Annotated in this window: 14 protein-coding genes; 7 read left to right on the top strand and 7 right to left on the bottom strand. The window is 61.8% G+C overall.

Annotation, left to right across the window (positions count from 1 at the left end; all coding sequences use genetic code 11):
• Positions 1 to 17 precede the first annotated feature (17 nt).
• The 7 genes from H2LOC_RS00490 to H2LOC_RS00460 all read right to left on the bottom strand — a co-directional run bounded on the left by H2LOC_RS00490 (position 18) and on the right by H2LOC_RS00460 (position 11122).
• A complete protein-coding gene (locus tag H2LOC_RS00490) occupies positions 18 to 1340 on the bottom strand; it encodes an MFS transporter (RefSeq protein ID WP_343040047.1) in 1323 nt (440 codons plus the stop codon).
• Positions 1337 to 4054, bottom strand: coding sequence for a nitrate reductase (locus H2LOC_RS00485; protein ID WP_136494607.1), 2718 nt, complete (start codon positions 4052 to 4054; stop codon positions 1337 to 1339). Before H2LOC_RS00485 ends, H2LOC_RS00490 begins: the two co-directional genes overlap by 4 nt.
• Positions 4055 to 4076: 22 nt before the next feature.
• Positions 4077 to 4415, bottom strand: coding sequence for a nitrite reductase small subunit NirD (gene nirD, locus H2LOC_RS00480; protein ID WP_136494606.1), 339 nt, complete (start codon positions 4413 to 4415; stop codon positions 4077 to 4079).
• A gap of 11 nt (positions 4416 to 4426) precedes the next feature.
• The gene (nirB, locus tag H2LOC_RS00475; protein ID WP_136494605.1) at positions 4427 to 6898 is read right to left on the bottom strand and encodes a nitrite reductase large subunit NirB; all 2472 of its coding nucleotides are present in this window, start codon (positions 6896 to 6898) and stop codon (positions 4427 to 4429) included.
• A gap of 471 nt (positions 6899 to 7369) precedes the next feature.
• Positions 7370 to 8536 carry a CmpA/NrtA family ABC transporter substrate-binding protein gene (locus tag H2LOC_RS00470; protein WP_136494604.1) on the bottom strand — a complete coding sequence of 389 codons (1167 nt, stop codon included), beginning with the start codon at positions 8534 to 8536 and terminating at the stop codon, positions 7370 to 7372.
• Positions 8533 to 9105 (bottom strand): ANTAR domain-containing response regulator, encoded by a 573-nt coding sequence (locus H2LOC_RS00465; protein WP_202620505.1) that lies wholly within the window; start codon positions 9103 to 9105, stop codon positions 8533 to 8535. Before H2LOC_RS00465 ends, H2LOC_RS00470 begins: the two co-directional genes overlap by 4 nt.
• An 85-nt stretch (positions 9106 to 9190) precedes the next feature.
• Positions 9191 to 11122: an outer membrane protein gene (locus tag H2LOC_RS00460; protein WP_162009670.1), complete on the bottom strand. Its 1932-nt coding sequence runs from the start codon at positions 11120 to 11122 to the stop codon at positions 9191 to 9193.
• A 754-nt stretch (positions 11123 to 11876) separates the two neighbouring features.
• On the opposite strand from H2LOC_RS00460, the gene H2LOC_RS00455 reads away from it, so the two are divergent.
• From H2LOC_RS00455 to H2LOC_RS00425, 7 genes are all read left to right on the top strand, one after another.
• A complete protein-coding gene (locus tag H2LOC_RS00455) occupies positions 11877 to 12929 on the top strand; it encodes a FecCD family ABC transporter permease (protein WP_246207227.1) in 1053 nt (350 codons plus the stop codon).
• Entirely contained in the window at positions 12922 to 13704 is a 783-nt protein-coding gene (locus H2LOC_RS00450; RefSeq protein ID WP_136494600.1) for an ABC transporter ATP-binding protein, read from the top strand. Before H2LOC_RS00455 ends, H2LOC_RS00450 begins: the two co-directional genes overlap by 8 nt.
• A 349-nt stretch (positions 13705 to 14053) precedes the next feature.
• Positions 14054 to 14746, top strand: coding sequence for a TonB family protein (locus tag H2LOC_RS00445; protein ID WP_246206921.1), 693 nt, complete (start codon positions 14054 to 14056; stop codon positions 14744 to 14746).
• A 345-nt stretch (positions 14747 to 15091) separates the two neighbouring features.
• The gene (locus H2LOC_RS00440; RefSeq protein ID WP_136494598.1) at positions 15092 to 17314 is read left to right on the top strand and encodes a TonB-dependent receptor; all 2223 of its coding nucleotides are present in this window, start codon (positions 15092 to 15094) and stop codon (positions 17312 to 17314) included.
• Between the two features lie 4 nt (positions 17315 to 17318).
• Positions 17319 to 18413, top strand: coding sequence for an ABC transporter substrate-binding protein (locus tag H2LOC_RS00435; protein ID WP_136494597.1), 1095 nt, complete (start codon positions 17319 to 17321; stop codon positions 18411 to 18413).
• Positions 18414 to 18449: 36 nt separating this feature from the next.
• The gene (locus H2LOC_RS00430) at positions 18450 to 19484 is read left to right on the top strand and encodes a hypothetical protein (protein ID WP_136494596.1); all 1035 of its coding nucleotides are present in this window, start codon (positions 18450 to 18452) and stop codon (positions 19482 to 19484) included.
• Positions 19485 to 19565: 81 nt separating this feature from the next.
• Positions 19566 to 19964: a hypothetical protein gene (locus H2LOC_RS00425; RefSeq protein ID WP_154331526.1), complete on the top strand. Its 399-nt coding sequence runs from the start codon at positions 19566 to 19568 to the stop codon at positions 19962 to 19964.
• Positions 19965 to 20308: the final 344 nt, after the last annotated feature.

Here is a 20308-nt window from a genome sequence, read left to right as displayed (position 1 = left end):
AGAGGAACCCTTTCGCGTTAGATCCGCGCCCCCGATACGGCGCCCCAGGTCGTGCGCCAGCGCGACTTGACCAGCAGCAGGCCGAACAGGCCGAGAATCGCAAGCACGCCGAAAAACGAGAAGCCTGCGAAGAATCCTCCTGTCTCGCCCTTGGAGAAGGCCAGAGTCTTGGCGAGAAAAAAGCCGCCGAGACCGCCCGCAGCGCCGACCAATCCGGTCATCGCGCCGATCTCGCCGCGAAATCGCTGCGGCAGCAGCTGGAACACGGCTCCATTGCCCATGCCCAGGCTGAGCATGCCGATCGAGAACAATCCCACCGCGACCCACGCGACCGGCGGCAGTTGAAAGAGGCTCCAGCCTGCTTCGCCGGCCGGCGCCGGCCCCTCGGGCATCGTCGCGACGCCGAAATAGCTCAGCGCAACGACGCCGAAGAGGATGGAAAGCGTCCTTATTCCGCCGATGCGATCGGCGATATAGCCGCCGACGGGACGAAAGCCGGATCCCACCGCGACGATCAGCGCGACGGCGAGTCCCGCGGCGACGCCGCTCGCATGGTAGTGCACGGTGAAATAGAGCGGCAAGGCGGAAGCCAGCCCGACAAAGCCGCCGAAGGTGATGAAGTAGAAGAACATGAACCAGCGGCTGTCGGCGTCGAGCAGCATCCGGCCGTAGTCGGCGAGGCCGATCCTGGCCCGCGTCGCGGGGGCGTCTTTTGCGGCGAAGGCGTAAAAGGCCAGCGTCAGCGCCATCATGACCAGCAGCAGGCCGTACACCGCGCGCCAGCCGTAATGTTCCGCTATCGAAGGCGCAAAAAGCGTGTCGAGCACCACCCCCATGTTGCCGGCGCCGGCGATTCCCATCACGATCCCCTGATATTGGGGCGGATACCATCTGCTCGCTTGCGGCAGAGCGACGGCGAAAGCGGCGCCCGCGACGCCCAGCGACAGGCCGAAGACCGCAATCGGCAGAGGGCCGGGAAGCCCGAACACGTAAACCAGCATGACGGAAAAGATCACCGCCGCCTGCGCCATGACGCCGGTGATCTTGGCGCCGATGGCGTCGGCGATCAGCCCCAGCGGCATGCGGAAAAAGGCGCCGCCCAGCACCGGGACGGCGACGAGCGACAGCTTGTCCTCCACGGAAATATGCATGTCCCTGGCGATGAAGACGATCAGCGGCCCCAGCGAGACCCAGGCCATGAAGCTGACGTCGAAGTAAAGAAACGCCGCGAGCAGAGTCGGCCAGTGGCCGGCCTTCTTGAAGTCCTCGAATTTCATGTGGTTCGGCTCCTTTCGGTTGCGCTGGAAATGAAAAATCTGCGCGTTGACGGTCGACGTCATTCGAGAGACTCGACAAGGCGAACGCCCGGCGAGATCTGCGCTGCGGGTTTTTGCGTCTCGGCGCCTCTCAGCATTCGCTGGATCTCCGGGCGGCAGGAGCCGCAGCCCGTCCCAGCCCTGGTGAGGCGGCCGACCGCGTCGAGATCGTCGCAGGCACGGTCGGCGATAGCCGCTTCGATCGTATTGGCGCCGACGCCGTGGCAGACGCAGACCATGCGGCCATCGTCCGAAACGCCTGTCGGCGAGCGACCGGCGAGCAGCGCGCGAGCATCGCACGCCTCCGCTTTTTCGAATTCGGCGCAGAGAAAGGCGCGTGAAGCCGCGACCGGCTCGCGCTCGACGAACAAGAGGCCGGTCGGGCGCCCGTTTTGCGAAAAGATCCAGCGGCGCGCGCCGAGCCGCGCGTCTTGCGCATAGGCGAGTCTGGCCCCGCTGCTTTCGTCCTTTCCGAGCAGGCCGCATGCGAAGGCGTCCCAATCCGCCGGCTCCTTTTGGCCGGCGAGCTCGATGCGCCAGCCGAAACCGGTGCGCGCCATCGCCCAATAATCGGCCGCGATCCGCCCGGGCTTTTCGCGGGTCAGGGCAAAACCGTGCCAGGCCGCGGGCCAGGGCTCGATCCGCGCCACTGAAGCCTTCGACTCGGGCTGGCCGGAAACGGGGTCGACCCTGGCGGCGACGAGAGCGTCGATGCGCGCGGCGCCGGCGTTCTGGTCGGTCCAGTGAATTGGAGCGAACAATGCGCCCCTCTGCTGGCGGTCGGTCACCAGAGCGCGCAAAATCGTCGAGCCGTGCTCGTTGGAAAGACACGCCAGCCCCGCCGGCTGAAGACCGACGCGCGCCGCGTCGTCGGGATGAATTTCCACGAAAGGCTCGGCGATATGCTGCGAGAGACTCGGCGCGAGGCCTGTGCGCGTCATAGTGTGCCATTGATCGCGCATCCGCCCGGTGTTCAGGACATAAGGCGTCTTGGCGCTTCTGCGGCTCTCTGGCGGACGAAAAGGCGTGGCGACGAAGCGAGCGCGGCCGTCCGGGGTAAAGAAACGCCCCTCGGCGAAGAACCTCTTTGGAGTCGCGCCGGCGGCTTCTCCCCTGCGCCAGGGCCACTGGAACGGGCGCAGCCTTTCATATTCGGCCGCCCCGATTTCTTGGCAGGCGGAAATGTCGAAGGCTCGCCCGCCGTCGTTCAAATGGCCGGAGAGCGCAGCATATTCACGGAAGATTTCCGCCGGACCGGCGTAATCGAACCCTTCGGCGCCCATGGCGCGGGCGACGCGGCAGATTATCCACCAGTCCGGCATGGCTTCGCCCGCGGCGGGAAGCAAGGCTCGCTGGCGCGAGATGCGCCGCTCCGAATTGGTGACAACGCCGTCCTTTTCTCCCCAGGGGCGGGCGGGCAAGGCCACATGGGCGAAAGCGGCGGTGTCCGTCTGCGCCATTGCATCCGAAACGACCACGAAAGGACAGGCGGCGAGCGCACGCTTCACTTTGTCGGCCTCGGGCAGGCTGTCGACCGGATTGGTGCCGATGATCCAGAGCGCCTTGATCCGGCCGTCGCCGACGGCCTCGAACAGCTCGACCGCCTTCAGGCCCGCCCTGTCGGCGATGGTTTCGGCGCCCCAAAATCGCTTCACGAGCTCGCGGCTTCGCGGATCATCGAGCTCCATGTGGCAGGCGAGCTGGTTGGAAAGGCCGCCGACCTCCCTGCCCCCCATGGCGTTGGGCTGCCCCGTGACCGAAAACGGGCCCGCCCCCGGCCGGCCGATGCGGCCGGTCGACAAGTGGCAATTGAGAATGGCGTTGACCTTGTCCGTCCCCGCGGAGGACTGGTTCACGCCCTGCGAATAGATCGTGAGCGTCCGCTCGGTCGCAGCGAAAATTTCATAGAAGCGCTCGATCAGCATTTCGTCGAGGCCCGTCGCCGCCGCGACTTCGGGGAGGCTCCAGACTTGCGCGACCTGCAGCGCCTCTTCGACGCCGCTCGTATGAGCCCGAACATAGTCCGCGTCGCGCCGGCCCGATTTTTCCAGAAATCGCAGCAGGCCGAGAAACAGGGCGACGTCGGAGCCGGGCTTCAGAGAGAGTTGCAGATGGGCGATCTCGCTCGTCGCAGTGCGGCGCGGATCGATATTCACGACGCGCATTCCGGGACGCGCGGCCTTCGCCCGATCCAGCCGCTGAAAGAGCACGGGATGGCACCAGGCGAGGTTGGAGCCGACGAGGACGACGAGATCGGCCTCCTCGATGTCTTCATAGACATTGGGAACGATGTCGGCGCCGAAAGCGCGCTTGTGGCCGGCGACGGACGACGCCATGCACAGCCGCGAATTGGTGTCGATATTGGCGGAACCGATAAAGCCTTTCATCAATTTGTTGGCGACGTAATAATCCTCGGTCAGCATCTGGCCCGACACGTAGAGGGCGACCGACTCCCGCCCATGCGCCTCGATGGTCCGGCGAAAATTCCCCGCGACGTGATCGATCGCCGTGCGCCAGGAAGCCCGCGTCCCGTTCACGATCGGATGCAGCAGACGTCCTTCATGCGTCAGCGTCTCGGCCAGCGCCGCGCCCTTTACGCACAGACGGCCGAAATTGGCGGGATGGCCGCGATCGCCGGCGACTTCCACCCTGCCCGACGGCGAAATGCGCGCTTCGACGCCGCAGCCCGTCCCGCAATAGGGGCAGGTCGTGTGTACGATTCTTTCCGCTCCCGTCATCGGCGCGCCCTTTGTTTCTTGCTCAAGGCCGGACAGCGGCGCTCATCTCGAGATAGACGCGCCCCTTCTCTATCTTGACCGGAAAACTGCGGGCGCAACCCTGGCCGTCCCCCGCAGCGTCCCCGCTTTCGAGGTCGACGATCAGGTTATGCAGGGGGCATGCGACCTTGCGGCCATGCACGATGCCATCGCTCAAAGGACCGCCCCTGTGGGGACAGCGATTTTCCAGCGCGAACACTTCGTCGCCTGCCGTGCGGAACACGGCGATGTCGCGGCGCGGCGTCTTAACGAGGCGTGCGCCGCGCTTGGGGATTTGATCGAGCGAGCCGATGTCGAACCAACTGGGCGCGTTGACGTTCATGGATTTTCTCCTCACTCGGCGGCGATGGGGCTGATGACCGCGAGCGGCGCGAATTCTCCGGAGCCGAAGCCCGCGGCCCGTTCCGCCCAAGGGTCTTTGCGCACGGCGCGCTGCGACAGCAGAAAGCGCTCATAGAGCGCCTTGCGCGCGTCGTGATCCTCCATGATCATGCGGCGGACGCGTTCGAGCCCGGTCTTCTCGACCCATTTGTAGAGCCGATCGAGATAGGCCGCCTCCTCGCGATAGAGCTGCATCACCGCGGCGACATATTCGAGCGCTTCTTCTTCCCTATCGACATGGCCGAGGAGATCGGTCGCCCGCACATGAAGGCCCGCGGCGCCGGCGATATGGATGTCGTAACCGGAGTCGACGCAGACGACGCCGATATCCTTCACCGTCGCTTCGGCGCAGTTGCGCGGACAGCCCGAGACGGCAAGCTTGATCTTGGCGGGCGTCCACGAACCGCAAAGCAGGCGCTCCAGCTTGACGCCGAGTCCGGTCGAGTCCTGAGTGCCGAACCTGCACCATTCCTTGCCGACGCAGGTTTTCACCGTGCGCAATCCCTTGGCGTAGGCATGGCCGGAGACGAGGCCCGCGGCGTTGAGATCGGCCCAGACTGCGGGCAGGTCTTCTTTCCTGACCCCCAGAAGATCGATGCGCTGGCCTCCCGTCACCTTGACGGTCGGAATGGCGAATTTGTCGGCGACGTCGGCGATGGCCCGGAGCTCGTCGGGCGTCGTCAACCCGCCCCACATGCGCGGCACGACGGAAAATGTTCCGTCCTTCTGGATATTGGCGTGGACTCGTTCGTTGACGAAGCGCGATTGCGCATCGTCCTTGTAGTCGAACGGCCAGGCGCAGAGCAGATAATAGTTGAGCGCCGGTCGGCAGGACGGACAGCCGCAGGACGTCTTCCAGCCGAGTTCCTGCATTACCGCCGGCATGGAGTCGAGGCGACGCGATACGATTAATCCGCGCGCCTCCTCATGGGTGAGATCGGTGCATCTGCACATCGGCTTGCGTGCGGTCGCGCGATAGCTTTCGCCGAGCGCGCCGGCGATGAGCGCCTCAACCTTGGACGTGCACTGGCCGCAGGAGGCCGAAGCTTTGGTCTCGCTGCGCACGTCATCAAGGGTAGACAGCCCCTTGGACGACAGCGCATTCAGTATCGTCCCTTTGCAAACGCCGTTGCAGCCGCAGATTTCCGCATCATCCGGCAAGGCTGCAACGGCCGCCATAGGGTCGAGGGAGGCGCCTCCCTGATAGGCCTGGCCGAAGATCAACATGTCGCGCATCGCACTGATGTCGGCGCGCTTCTTTATGAGATCGAACAGCCACGGGCCGTCGTCGGTGTCGCCATAGAGCACCGCGCCTCTGATACGGTCGTCGCGCAGAACGATGCGCTTGTAGATGCCGCGCGCCGGATCGCGCAGCACGATCTCGTCGGAATCCTCGCCTTCGGCGAAGTCTCCTGCTGAAAAAAGATCGACGCCGGAGACCTTCAGCTTCGTCGAGGTGACGGAGCCGGAATAAACGGCGCCGACGGCGCCGCAAAGGCGCGCAGCGACTACCTTGGCCATTTCAAACAAAGGCGCGACCAGGCCATAACATTGACCGCGATGCTCGACGCATTCGCCAACGGCGAAAATATCAGGATCGCTCGTCAGCAGCCCATCGTCGACCTTGACGCCGCGCTCGACCTCGAGACCTGCTTCCTTGGCGAGGCGCGCATTGGGACGAATGCCGACCGCCATGACGACGATGTCGGCGTCGATGATGCGGCCGTCGTCGAGCTGCACGCCGGCGACACGAGATCCGCCGACGACGGCCTTGGTGTCGGCGCCGAGAAGCACTTCGATCCCGCGTCGCTCCATGGCTTTCTTGAGGAGATAGCCGGCGGAAGAATCGAGCTGGCGCTCCATCAGCGTCGGCATCAGATGCAGGACCGTGACATCCATGCCCTTGGCCCTGAGGCCTGCGGCGGCTTCGAGACCCAGCAGCCCGCCGCCGATCACCACAGCGCGCCCGCCTTTCTCGGCCGCGCGAAGCATGGCGTCGACATCGTCGAGATCGCGGAATGTCGCCACGCCGGGGAGAGACGCGCCCGGGACGGGGATGACGATCGGGCTCGAGCCCGTGGCGATCAGCAGTCTGTCATAAGGTTCTATACGGCCCGACGCCGTGACGATCGTCTTCGCCGTGCGATCGATGGCGACGACGGCTTCGCCCTTGACGAGCCTCACGTCTCTCTGGGCGTACCAGTCGTCGTCGTGGATGACGATGTCTTCGAAACGCTTCTCGCCGGCGAGAACCGGCGACAGCATGATGCGATTGTAATTGACGCGCGGCTCCGCGCCGAAAACCGTGATCCGATAGGCTTCGGTCGACCGTTCGCACAGCTCTTCGAGCACGCGCCCGGCCGCCATCCCGTTGCCGATCACGACAAGCCGGGCTCGCCCGCCATTATCTCTTGCCAGCGCCATCTAACGCTCCCGATGCGCGACCTTCGAGGTCCCGTTTCGGGCGCTATGGCGTACAGCACATGATGTGATTATGGCTGACGACCACGCAAGCGCAGGCGCTTCTCTTCGAGAGAGGCGTTACGCCGCCCGTGAGAGGAATCCATCGTCGGATTCCTTCCGAGGGACCGGAGGTCGTCGTTGACCAAACCAATTAAAGCAATCCAGGCGCCATCTGACGCGAGGAGTCGTGATTGGCTGTGATTGTCCGATGAAACAGGTTTTTGGGAGCGTTTCGCAGCGCGGGCGAGCCGACGCCACAGTCTATCGAACGCTGCAATCTACGGCGCCTACCGCCTATTGTGCAGGCGCTGCGCAATTGAAAGGCGCCTTGCATTATCGAAGCGCGACTGGAGCGCCTTCGGTTTTGATTGAATCAAAACCGGCGTTCCAACTCCGAGCCGTCATGCGTTTCCGCGCGACTCTGAAAATGATCTAGATTTTCTTGCCTATGGCGAAGGCGTCGAGATAACGCTCGATCGCATCCGGCTCGAACGCCGGTCCGGAGAATGCGCCGATTGCGCCGGGCGCCTCGGCGATCGGCGCAATTGCGCCGCCGGCGGCGTCGAAGAGATCTGCCCGCATGACTTCCACGGCGGCGCGCAGGGATTGCGGCGCGAAAGGCGCCTGCCCCCAGCGCACCATCTGTGCATAGAGCCAGGCGGCCTCGACCGGCGCCGGCCGGGCGCCGGCGGCCCCGATCCGCAGATAATCGGACCTCGATCGCGTGGCGCCCGTCGCGTCGATCCGCAGCCGCCCTTCCAGGGTGCGGGAGATCAGACCGGCGTCGACGCCCACCCGATCTTTGGCCGCGAGCAGCGCCGCAACCTCCCCGCGGTTATCGGCTTCGCCGATGAAGGCCATGGCCCGAATTACGGCCCGGATCAGAGCCGCCGTGCGTTCGAAGGCGTCCTCGGCCGCGACCTTGCGTAACGCCAGGGTTTTTTCGGGCGCGCAGGAAAAAATCTCGCAGCCGAAATGCAGGATCACGCCGAGGCCGGCGTCGACCGCGATAGAGTTCCAGGGAGCGCCGACGCAAAAGCCGTCGACATAGCCCTCTCGCAGACTTTCGACCATATAGGGCGGCGGGAGCACGACGAGCCGCAAATCGCGGTCGGGATCTACGCCGCCTTCCGCCATCCAGTAGCGCAGCTGATAATTATGCGTGGAGAACGGAAAAGTCATGCCGAAGGTCAGCGGCTCCAGCCCCTGCGCTTCGCGTCGCCGCGCCAAAGCGGCGAGCGCCCTGGCGCTGACGGCGGGATCGGCGATGTCGCCTTCGGCTTCTTGCCGCAGCTGCGCATGAAGCGGCGCCGAAACCGTGATGGCGTTGCCGTTGGTCGCAAGGCTCACAGGCGCCGCCAGCGGAACCTTGATGTGGCCGAGCCCCAGATTGGACGCGATCGCCATCGGCGTGAGCATATGCGCGGCGTCGAAGAGGCCGATGGCGAGCTTGTCGCGTATATTGGACCAGGAGGCCTCGCGCACGAGCTCGACCTCGAGGCCTTCCGCCGCGGCGAAGCCCTTGTCCGCGGCCACGATGAGCGCGGCGGCGTCGACGAGCGGTATGAAACCGATCCGCAGGGGTCCCGCCGCGGTCATTTCAGGAGATCCGCCGCGGTGAGAATCGCCCGCGCCACATCCGCGATCTTCTTGTTCTCGCGCATCGCTGCGCTGCGCATCGCGGCATAGGCCTGCTCCTCGGTGAGATTTTTGGTCTTCATCAATATCCCTTTGGCGCGATCGATCGACTTTCGATCCTCGAGATCGGATTTTGCGCGCGCCAATTCGTCCTGGAGCCGAGAGAAAGCGTTGAAGCGCGACACGCAGAGGTCGAGAATCGACTTTATCCGCTCCTTCTTCAATCCGTCCACGATATAGGCCGAGACGCCCGCATTCACCGAGGCTTCGATCGAGGCGGCGTCGCTCTGATCGACGAACATCGCCACCGGACGGCGCACCGCCCGGCTGACCTGAAACATCTGTTCGAGCGCGTCTCGCGAAGGGTTCTCGAGGTCGATCAATATGACCTCGGGGTCGAGAGCGTAAAGGCGCTTGAGGAGATTACGCATGTCGCCGAGCAGCTCGACGTCATGGTAGCCCGCTTCGCGCAACCCTTCTTCGAGGATCGCCGCGCGGATCGGGCTCTCGTCGACTATGGCTATTTTCAACCCGCTGATTCCGGTCGGTTAGGGACAAGGGCGGCGCGTTGCGCTCTACCGGGCGAGTTTATCGCCTTCGCCATTATCGGTCCCGCTAAAATTTGGCCGTGGCCGGAGCCGGAGCACCAAAGTTGAAGTGATAATTCACGCCGACGCGGACGATGTCGCCATTGAAGCGGGCCTGATAATAGGCGCTCGAGACCCGCCCTTTCGATCCGTAGACCGCCTGCAGCGGCAAAGTCGTCGCGGTCTGGAGATCATAATAGAGATATTCGAGCTTGGCGCTCCATTTCGGCAGGAACATCCACTCGACGCCGGCGCCGCCGACCCATCCCGTGCGCAAGTCCTGATAGCCGAGCCAGCTGCCGCCGGCGTTGAGCGCCGGCTTCAGGGCCGGGCTGAACCAGGCGGCGCTGAGGTCCGTTTCGCCATAGGCGAGGCCGCCGGTGGCGTAAGCCAGCAGGGCGGGCGTCGCGAGATAGCCGAGGCGGGCGCGCACCGAACCGAAACTGTGCTGGCTGCGCAAGCCCTGGACATAAGCAAGCGGAGAGGCCGCGAGCCAGTTCGCCGCGTTGACCCCGGCCACGACGCCGTCGATCTCGGTCTCGACGCCGCCGACGAATTTATCCGAAAGCTGGTAGTTGTAGCCGAGCTGCGCGCCGCCGACGAAGCCGTCGCTGTTCAGCCTGAAGCCCGACGGGACGGCGCCCGACGCCCACAGATCGACGAAACCGCCCGAGCCGAAATAGCGGAAGTTGGTTGAATTGTCGCCGCTCCATCCATAGCCCGCGTTTACGCCGAAATACAGGCCGCTCCAGCTCACGGGGAACGGCGATGAAGCGTCCGGCGAGTCTTTGAGCGCAGGAAGCCCCGGCGCAGCGCCGGGGACGGCGCCGTCGCCGACCTTCCAGCGCAACCCCATGGTGGCTTGCCAGTTCTTTGCGAGCTGCGGGCCGTTCAGATTCTGGTAGACCGGAATTCCCGCCTCCGCCAGCAGGCTGAACCCGGGATAGCCGAAAATCTTGCCGTCGATCGAAGCGCCGCCGAAGAGCTCGATCCGCTTCCCGCCGAAGAAGTCGGGATCGCCGGTTTGAATCTTGCCGATCACCCACCAGTCGGCCCCGACGATGTGATCCTGGATGTTGCCGTTGACGCGGACTGTGGTCGTGAAGCCCGGGACCCACGTATAGCCGGCCCAGGCGTTCCACTCCTGGTAATTGCCCCACATATAGCCTTCGGGATTGACGCCCAGCGGCAGGCGGGCGCGATAGGACAGGCCCCAGGACCACGGCGCCAGCGCGCCGGCGTATAGAATCCCCGGCATGATGTCGAAGGTGCCCGTGCCGGTCTGCATGGCGTAAAAGGCGCGCGCCGTCGCCCAGGTTCCGGTCGGCTGGAAGGGGGTCGCGAGATTGTGGTCGCTGCCGGTCGGGAAGGACATTCCCAGATTGAGCTGAATGCGATGGATAGGATCCTGGTAGACCCGCCAGATGCCCGACAACTGCGTATCCTGCAGGCTTTCCGTCCCGGGATTGCTCATCCCTCTCGGAATGATTCCCGACGCCCCGTAAAAGGTCATGAGATCGATGTGCTTCTCGATCAGGCCGGCGTTCAGGACAAGGGAGAGATCGTCGCGGAGGCCATAGGCGAGCGTCGCGGTCTGGGATTCGGTCAAGAGGCGCTGCGGAACAAGCCGCAACGTGGACAGAGGACTCCAGTACCAAGGCGTGGTCGCCACGATCTGCTGCGACGAAACACCCCGGGCGCCGACAAGGGAATTGGCGTTCCCGGAAAACTGCGGGGACAAAGTGAGCAGAAGCTTTCCCGCACCCGGCAAGGCGTCGCCGAACACACAGAGCGGAACCGGAGGCGGGGCCGGCCGCGGCGACGACGTCCCTCCCGCGCCGGCCTCATCGGCCCGCGCGTCGTGAGCCACCAAAAGAACCGCGGTCAGAACGGGCGCAAATTTCCTCAGCCCGCCGATCCGCTGCGCGCGATGTGAAATCCCGAGCGCTGCGACTCGCATATCCCCTGCTCCATGTGAGCGAGCCGTCGCGTTGCGCGGCTCGGAAAAACAAAAAGCCGCTGTTTTGGATGTCGCGCACATTACGTGCGCCGACATCCAAAACAGCGGCATTGCTGCGAGGCCCGCCACTGGGCCGATCACGCCATCTCTGGCGTCAGAGGCTACAAAGCAGGATCGGCGCCAAGGCTGCGCTTTGTGATTTCCTTGAAATGGCGCCGCCAGGAAAGCCGAGCGGCTCCCGCCCCGGAAACGCACTGCAATGCGCTGGTTCACCACAATCTGCGACGCGTCCAACGCCGACGTTCCGGCGATGAGCGCAGCGATAGAACCAAATGCACGGGAAAATCGCCGGCGCTCGATGATGATCCGCTTCTGCTCAATCGTTCGGCCTTTTGCAGAAGAATCGAGCACTTGCAGCGATTGGGCGCAGCAGTGCCTTCACCGACCTATTGGGCATGCAGTCGCTTTCCAGCCAAAACCCGTTTATATGTATTATAAATTCCTATTTTAGATATAAACATACGTTGTATGCATACTCTACGAGTATTTCAAGTCTACGGCATATATGTCTGTTTTCATTTGGCCTGAAAAATGCGTAGAGCAAGGGTCGACGTCAGCATCCACGCCAGGGGGCAGGACCGGGATACAACCTGGTCTCTGACGGCGAGGCATACAGGCCACGACGAGTTGCTCTTGATGACTGCACGGCTTTCGGATGACGTCGGCGCGAAAGCGGGGAAATGAACCAGTGGCCATAACTCTCCCCGCAGGCGCCCGGGCTGATAAGTCGCTCCTTGGAAAGACTTTTCCCGTTCTGCTCTTGATCGCGCTAATAACGCTGCTGCTGTTCTCGCTCACATTGGGGCGTTATCCGGTCCCCCTTCTCGACGTGGCTCGCATCGTCTCGACGACGCCCCCTTTCGGCGCGATCGGCGATTACGCCAACGCGCCCTGGGTTGTCGTCGAGATCGTGCGCATGCCGCGCATCCTGCTCGTGACGCTCTGCGGGATGGGGCTTGCGATGTCGGGAGCCGCGACGCAGGGCGTGTTTCGCAACCCTCTCGTCGGGCCGGAGATCGTCGGCGTCTCGTCCGGCGCTTCGCTCGGGGGCGTTATCGGGATCATGTTCTCCTGGCCGCCGCTTGCGGTGGTCGGCCTCGCCTTTGGGTGCGGCCTCGCCGGGGTCGGCCTGGCTTTCGCGCTCGCCAGAGCGACGGGCCGGTCGAGTTCGGTCGGACTCGTGCTTTCCGGCGTGATCGTCAGCGGCTTTTGTGGCGCGCTGGTCGGCTTGCTGCAGACCTTGGCCGATCCTGTGACCAAGCTGCCTTCCATCCTTTACTGGCTGCTCGGCAGCTTCGCAGGCGCGACTTACGATAAGGTCGCAATCGTCGCCGGCGTCTCGCTCGTCGCGGGCACGCTGCTGCTCTCGTTGCGCTGGCGCATCAATCTGCTTTCGCTCGGCGAGATGGACGCCGCTGCCCTCGGCGTCGACGTCGAGGCGCTACGCTGGGCGATCCTCGGCCTCGTGGCCCTCATCGTTGCCGCGCAGGTCTCGGTCAGCGGAGGCGTCGGTTGGGTGGGCCTCATCGTGCCTCATCTCGCGCGCATGCTGGTCGGCCCCGAGCATTCTCGCCTGCTGCCGATCACGGCCCTGCTCGGCGGCTTCTATCTCCTGGCCATGGACGACATCGCGCGCAGCCTTACCGAGCAGGAAATCCCGATCGGCCTGCTGACGAGCGTGGTCGGCACGCCGATCTTCGCCTTTCTGTTCTGGAAGACCCAGTCGAGAGGATGGATCAATGAGTGACGCCGTCGTCGCTTTCGAGGGGCTCGGACACTCCTATCGGAACGGCGTCTTCGTGTTCCGGGGCTATTCGGCTCGTGTCCGCAGGGGTTCGATTTTCGCTGTTCTCGGCTCCAACGGCCGAGGAAAAACCACTCTTCTCAAAATCCTGCTCGGCGCATTGAAGCCGACGGTGGGGAGCGTTTCCGGCGACGGTCATTATGCTTTCGTGCCACAGCTTTTTCATGTGAGCTTCGATTACACCGCGCTCGATATGGTTCTCATGGGCCGCGCGCGGACCGTGGGCATGTTCTCCCAGCCCTCGCGCCAGGATGAGGAGGCGGCTTTCGCGGCTCTGGATCGCTTCGGATTGGCGGATCATGCGGACCGCCCTTATCATGAATTGTCGGGAGGACAGCGCCAACTGGTGATCTTCGCCCGCGCGCTGGTGTCCCAGATGCAGACTCTCATCCTCGACGAACCGACCTCAGCGCTCGACCTCAAGAACCAGGCTCTCGTGCTCGATTGGATATCGACGCTTTCACGCCGCGACGGACTGACGATCATCATGACGACCCACCATCCGCATCATGCGCTCGCTATCGCCGACGATGCTTTGCTGATGATCGCCGAAGAAGAACATGTGATCGGCCCGGCAAAAAAGGCGCTGACCGAAGAGAACCTCGCCCACCTATACGGCGTGCCGATGAAGCTCATGTCTTTCCAGCATGAAGGCCGTCAGATCGAGACTCTCGCGCCGGTCTATGCACTCTCCAGAGCTGTTCCGTCGGGGGGCTAAGCAGTTGTCCAGCAGGAAGTTTTCGCGATCGGCCCTCGACATGCCGGAGAGGGAAGAGATCAGAGGACCGCATCAGGAAGACAGCCGTTCGGTCTCTGGCGATCGCGGCGGGAAACCCCTAGGCGCGCAAGCGAGCGACCCGCCGCAACCGCACCCTGCGAATGATCCGGCGAAGCAAGATTTTACGCTTCCCGAACGCCCCCTTCGCCCTCAATGGTTCGCGCCGGCGACAATCGCCCTCGTAACAGTGGCGCACCTTGGCGTTTTTGTTGCCCTTTCCTTCAATTTCCTGGAAAAGAATACACCTGTCGCGGATATTCAGGTCGAACTGATGCCGGAAGGCGAGGTGGTGACCGAAGTCAGCATTGCGCCTACGCCGGATGCGGCTCCTCTCATCGCGCAGCAATCCTCCAACGCCACCTCACCCGATCCTCATCCGCAGGATGACACGGACGCACAAGCGGCTGAAGAGAGCGCCCGGGCGAGCATGCAGGATATTGCTCCGCCGCCCCCCAAGATCGTGGCGCCGGACCCGATTCCAATCCCGTTGAAGACAAAGAACGCCAAGCGAGACCAAGCTCTCGCGCGCGAGCGCGAGTTGAACAACAAAAAACAGCGCCAGGAAGAAGAAGCGCGCCGGGCTGCCGCACAATATGCGCAAAAACGTGCGCAAGCCCGGGCCAAAACGACGGCGGCCCATTTTCAGCTCGGCGCAGCGGCGCGTCGAGCCGGCGTCCGCCACGGCTCCGGCGCGGCCAATCACATGTCCAACGCCGCTTATGCAGCGCTTGTCGCCGCCGAGATCAACCGCCACAAATTCTATCCGGCCGCCGCACGCGCGAAAGGCGCCATCGGCTCGGTCGGCGTCACCTTCTCGATCGGCTCTTCGGGCGCCATCACATCGCATGCAATCACGCGTTCGTCCGGCAACAGCGCGCTCGATGCGGCGGCGGGACACATGCTCGCCTCCTCGCATCCCCCGCCGCCGCCGGGCGGCGCCTTCCACGGGTCCACGACGATCCACTTCAATTACGAAAGATAACAGCGCCGACGCATCACAGAGCAACCCCTGCCGGCGCATGCCTGAAGAGCTCAATGCCACATATATGTATGCTTATTATATAACCAAACTGCCAAGGCCGTGATGACCCCGACCGCTTCCTGAGCAGCACCTTGGTGACGAGCAGTTTCATATCGCATATATATCAATATATTAATTAACTTTTGAAGTCGGCACGCATATTGCCAATGAGAAGTCGGCGGGCCTGATAGGGGTGGTCGATCCCTCGCAAGGGAGAGCGACCACCTTTTTATGTCACTCTTATACATAGCGAATCGACAAGACGCTTTGATCGCCCACTGACTGAGATTTCATGGAACTGATGCGATGATGCCGACAAAGAGGCGCCAACTCACGAGAGTGGCTGGAACTATATCCTTCGCTATCTCGGCCTGTTCGACTGCGATCGCGCAGCAAGCTACGCCTGTGCCCGATATTTCAGTCACCGAAACGGCGCCCACGGGCGCTCCCCACGACTCCGTGCCGCTGACACAGCGCCCCGCCTCCGGGAATTCGAATGCGGCGCCCCAAAACAAGCTCGATGGAAGCGCCGCCTCAGGCTACCGGGTAGAGGACGCCACAACCACCGGGCCTTGGGGAAGCTTGCCGCTGCAGGACACGCCCTATTCGGTCAATGTGATGTCGCAGCAATTGATCGAGAACGTTCAAGCGTCTTCCCCCGATCAACTCTTTCGCATGAATCCGCTCGTTCAATTGCAGCAACCCACCTCGCTCAACGGCGCGGCAAAGGTCAATATCCGCGGATTCAACGTTCGCACCAGCATGGAAGACGGATTGAGAAATCCAAACGGCTGGGGCAATGCGCTCGAACAATATGATCGCGTAGAAATACTTTCCGGCCTTTCCGGCTTTCTTTACGGTCCGGCGAATGTCGGCGGCATGGTGAATTACGTCACGAAAACTCCCACGACGACGCCGCTCGCCAACATTACCGCCGGCGATCACGGCGGGTCCAACTTTTTCGTGCATGGCGATTTCGGTGGACCGCTGGATAATGGCGTATTCGGCTATCGCCTGAACTTCCTGACCGAAAACGGCGATGAAGGCCCTCAATATTCGACGCTGAGCCGCAACCTCATAAGCGGTGCGCTGGACTGGCATATCACGGATCGGCTGACGCTCGAACTCAACGGCTCCTATTTCGATTATAAACAATTCGGCGTCCCAGCGGCGTGGACGACGGCGAAAGCCTTTCGCTATCCTTCGGCGCCGTCGGTCGATCGCCTCTGGTCCGAACCATGGACCTACCAAACGGTCGGGACCGGCAAACTCGGCGGCAACCTGAAGTGGGACTTGAACGAGATTTTCAGCTTGCGCGCCTCATATAGGCATGTCGACTACACTGACCAGAACGTAACAAACACCAACAATTTGCTAATCAACGGCAGCTACTCCCAATCTACCGCAATCAGAGCGCTGCGCGGTCTTGGAACGGACGCCGGCAATGCTTTTCTAGACGCCCATTTCAACACCGGGTTTATTGACCATAAAGTCACATTCGGCGTTTTCGGCGACAGATACGCCTGGCTTCAGCATCCGGACGAACAAGCCACCATCAACAATCTAAAAGGCGTATTCTCGCCTGCCTTCCCGATTTATGCGGTGCAGCCGGTCTATAACATCGGCCTTTTACCAACCTATAAGAATATCGCCGTCAGCGACCGCAATATCATGATCGGCGACGATGTGAAGATCACCGACCAATGGTCCGCTCTTTTAGGCGTGAATTACGCGCGTGTCGCCGAAACGGATTGGTCGACGTCGAAAGGGCTCGCTCCCGCTTCCGCACGCTATGACAAAGGCGCTTGGACGCCGAATTTTTCGCTGCTCTTCAAGCCGGTTCCCTGGCTCACTGCCTATGGAACCTACATTCAATCCCTGGAAGAAGGACCCATCGTCCCGAACACTGGGGCATTGATCTATACCAACGCCGGCCAAATTCTGCAGCCGATCGTCAGCACGCAATATGAGATCGGAGCCAAAGCGACAGTTGGGGAAGTGTTCCTGACGGCCGCGCTCTTCCAAATCGAAAAGGCGAACGACTACAGCAAAAACAACGGAAACGGCTCCTATACTTATTTTCAGGACGGAAAGGAAACGCATAAGGGCGTCGAGCTCACGGCGACGGGCACAATTGTTCCCGGCGTGCGCGTGGTCGGCGGCCTCACTTTTTTTGATGCAATGGTTACGCAAAGCAGCGATTGGACGCTGAACAACAGAAAGCCTGCCAACGTCTCCGAAAAAATGATCAAGACCTACGCCGAATATGATGTGCCTTTTGTTCCGGGCCTCACTCTGACAGCCGGTGGATATTACACCGGGGCCTTCTATGCCGATGCGCTCAACTCGCAGGTCTTGCCGGGAGTGCTGATCGGCGACGTCGGAGCGCGCTATACCACTACGGTCTTCTCCCAGAATGTGACGGCCCGCCTGAATATCACCAATGTCGCCAATAAGAGCTACTGGCTGAACGCGAATTACCTCGGAGATCCTCGGCGGGTCGCCTTTTCTCTGGAAGCGCGCTTCTAGGCAAATGCGGGATAGCGCTGCGCCAATCGTCCTCTCATGCTGGATCGCGCTCGCCGCGAGCGCGCTCTCGATCGGCCTAGCGCCGCCGCATGTGTCGTCCTTGGCTTCGCCGAGCGCCGCAGACAGGCGCGCGCCGCAACGCGTGGTTATTTTTCCGCCTCTTCTCGCCGCCTATCTCACGATAGACAAAGCCGCGGACCACCTATTGGCGGCTCCCGAGGGGGAGAGAAGGGAAATCGCGAAAGGCGCGCTGAGACATTATTTTTCTACTCTGGATCGTTTATCGAGCGTCCCCACGCTCGGCGCAAATTCGGCTATTCCCTCGGATCCGGAACAAGTGCTGCTGCTGTCTCCAGACCGCGTCGTCGTGTGGGCGTGGGCCGCCGGCGGATTGGATAGACTCGGCCTCCCGATCGCCGCGATCGCGCAAACCGGCATCGCCGAATCCTGGCGCGCCATCGGCGCGATCACGCATAATTCAGCACGAACGGAAGAGATCCTCGACGCCTTCGATCGCCGATTGCAGGCGCTCGCAGACGAAACCTCGGCATCGACACTCGATGGCGGACGCCGCGTGATCGTCCTTTGGGAAGCAGGCCAGAATCTCTGGAGGATCGCATTGGGAGGAAACCGTCATACTCCGTATTTGCGGGGCCTTGGCGTCGAAGATCTCACGCCTCTGTTTCCAGGTCTGGCAAAAACGCTTGGCTCGACCGTCATCGGTGTGGAAACGCTGTTGAAACTCAATCCCCAGGCCATCTTCCTGACCTGCTGCGGATCTCCCGACGATCTGCCGCAGAAATACTATGAGTCGCCCTATTTTCATTCGCTGACGGCGGTGCGGGAGAACAGAGTCTACAAGGAGCCGAAAGGCGGAGCCAGAATGGATGGGGCAGTCGAATGGCCACTGTTGATGCGCTGGTACGCCGAACTCCTCGTTCCCACATCGCTCGAAAGAAAACTCCGGGGGCAATGGCAGGAAGTCTATACGGATTTTTACGGCTTTGCGCCCGACGACGAAGAACTCGACGACATGCTGCGTAACGACGAGAACGCTCATTCTCTGAATTACGGGAGATTTACGAGAACGGGCGGCTGAAACGCCGCTTCTTCAAGATTGAAAACAGGTTCTGGAATGACCCGGGATATCGAAATTCGCGGAATTCGCATTTTTGCAAAGGCCTCCGCATGCGCACATGCATGCGCATATTGTCTGATCGGACCAAAAAAGCTGACCGAGCTGCCTTTTCCTCGCTTCAACGCCCTGGCCGAACGCTTCATTGAATGGCGTAACGAAAAGCCGAACCCTCCGCCCCATGTGCTGATCGGCTTCGAAGACTCATACGAATTCGATGTCGAGATACTGGCCGGCCTGTTCCACCTCTATAAAAAGCTGGGATGGGACGACGAAGGCATGAGCGTGAAGCTCGGCGGATTGCGCATGCGAACCGAAGCCGAAATGCACGACTGGCTTCTCACGCGTCGCGATGTCGCTGGGCTAAAGGTCGCGCACGCTTCGCTCGCCGGCTACGGAACGATCCATGACCAATGGAACCGCCGAGAAAGAGACTTCGACTTTCTTTACAACGCCATGAGGGATGCAGTTGGGCTCGGACTAAAGGTGAATCAGAGAATTTTCATCTCCAGAAGCACAATCGCATCGATCGACAAGCTAGTTCTCGAACTCGACAAGATCACGCCGAACGCGCACCGCTACCTTTCCACTTTCGTCTATAGCGGATTTGCAACCCGGCTCGAAGCCGAACGCATCACCGAAGAAGATCGAGACCGCTTGCCATCGTCAGTCGCCGCGCTCCCGCGGCGTTCAGGCGACAACTGGCTGTCGGAGCGGGAATGGATATCCACGAGATCCGACCTCGTCTCCGATCGCTCGACCCGGAGCGTCACTCTCAGTCTCGAAGTCAATGAGCGAAACATCGATCGATTGGAGTCGATGCAATGCGAAGAAATCATCGCCAAACTCGCCGAGCAGACCCGCCAGGCCTATGCGACGCTTCCAAGCCGGTCGGAACTTTTCGAAAAATACGCCGACCCCAGCAACCGATGCATCTACGCATCGATGGACGAAATCGAGCGCAAATGGTTCGACGCATATCGCCGAGACTATAATTTCGACGTCGCCAAAGGGCTGACGCATCTTGCCGCTTGATCGGATGCGCCTCGAACCCGGTCAGGGCTATCCCTTGGATTAAAGGTTGCGTTCTTCTACTTAAACCCAAGGAGCGGTTACATGAATTCCCCCCCAATCCAACCGCAAAAGAATTCCGGGCCGATTGCATCATGCAAGATATGCACGATCCAGCTCGAATCCCTATGCTACCAGCGCGCCTGGTGGTTCCGCGCCTTTCGGGAGCTGCTCGCCACGGGCATCCGTCTATTCGCGATTGCCTATCGTGTCGAGCCAAAGGAATATTTGGCGCGTTCTCCCATGTGTTTCAGATGTTTACGCTTCAGGAAGAACGCATTGAAACTGAACTCCCCGCTTTTCGACTGGCTCGACGGCTACCTCAACCCGATGTTCAATCGCGTACGGGACTCCCTGCTGACGACTGACGAATTGGAACGAGCGCGCCTGTTGGCGCGGCGCGCAGGCGACCCTGACTACCTCGACCATATAAAGCTCAGATAGTCGTTTGAACGCTTTCTCGGCGCCTAAAAACTCTCCGGACGCCAATGAAGCGCCGTTATGCATATGTTTTATATTGCCTTACGACGAGGCTGATTGCGGCTGCGCCACCATAAATGACTGATAAATATACATCTGTCATGCCCTCCGGGGGACAGCGCCCGAAACTGAGACGCCACGCTTTTCATGGCCTAATACTTGCTCCGCAACGTACCCGGCTGTAAGAAGGGGAAAGCTGACTCCCCGTCGCGCAAGACCCCACAGATGCTCGATCGGTCGAGGGCTGTCGGCGCCCGAGAGCGGACCCGGCTACTCAGGCGAAATATTCAGTTCCGCCGGCTGCGGCA

Origin of the sequence: Methylocystis heyeri (assembly GCF_004802635.2) — a bacterium.
GTDB lineage: Bacteria > Pseudomonadota > Alphaproteobacteria > Rhizobiales > Beijerinckiaceae > Methylocystis > Methylocystis heyeri.
The sequence above is the reverse complement of the archived record's forward strand: the minus strand, read 5'-3'. Positions and strand labels throughout refer to the sequence as shown.

What these genes read in the sequence shown, in the direction of transcription:
- H2LOC_RS00490 (WP_343040047.1), bottom strand. Translation starts at nt 1,340, where the DNA reads ATGACGTCGACCGTCAACGCGCAGATTTTTCATTTCCAGCGCAACCGA.
- H2LOC_RS00485 (WP_136494607.1), bottom strand. Translation starts at nt 4,054, where the DNA reads ATGACGGGAGCGGAAAGAATCGTACACACGACCTGCCCCTATTGCGGG.
- nirD (WP_136494606.1), bottom strand. Translation starts at nt 4,415, where the DNA reads ATGAACGTCAACGCGCCCAGTTGGTTCGACATCGGCTCGCTCGATCAA.
- nirB (WP_136494605.1), bottom strand. Translation starts at nt 6,898, where the DNA reads ATGGCGCTGGCAAGAGATAATGGCGGGCGAGCCCGGCTTGTCGTGATC.
- H2LOC_RS00470 (WP_136494604.1), bottom strand. Translation starts at nt 8,536, where the DNA reads ATGACCGCGGCGGGACCCCTGCGGATCGGTTTCATACCGCTCGTCGAC.
- H2LOC_RS00460 (WP_162009670.1), bottom strand. Translation starts at nt 11,122, where the DNA reads ATGCGAGTCGCAGCGCTCGGGATTTCACATCGCGCGCAGCGGATCGGC.
- H2LOC_RS00450 (WP_136494600.1), top strand. Translation starts at nt 12,922, where the DNA reads ATGAGTGACGCCGTCGTCGCTTTCGAGGGGCTCGGACACTCCTATCGG.
- H2LOC_RS00440 (WP_136494598.1), top strand. Translation starts at nt 15,092, where the DNA reads ATGATGCCGACAAAGAGGCGCCAACTCACGAGAGTGGCTGGAACTATA.
- H2LOC_RS00435 (WP_136494597.1), top strand. Translation starts at nt 17,319, where the DNA reads ATGCGGGATAGCGCTGCGCCAATCGTCCTCTCATGCTGGATCGCGCTC.
- H2LOC_RS00430 (WP_136494596.1), top strand. Translation starts at nt 18,450, where the DNA reads ATGACCCGGGATATCGAAATTCGCGGAATTCGCATTTTTGCAAAGGCC.
- H2LOC_RS00425 (WP_154331526.1), top strand. Translation starts at nt 19,566, where the DNA reads ATGAATTCCCCCCCAATCCAACCGCAAAAGAATTCCGGGCCGATTGCA.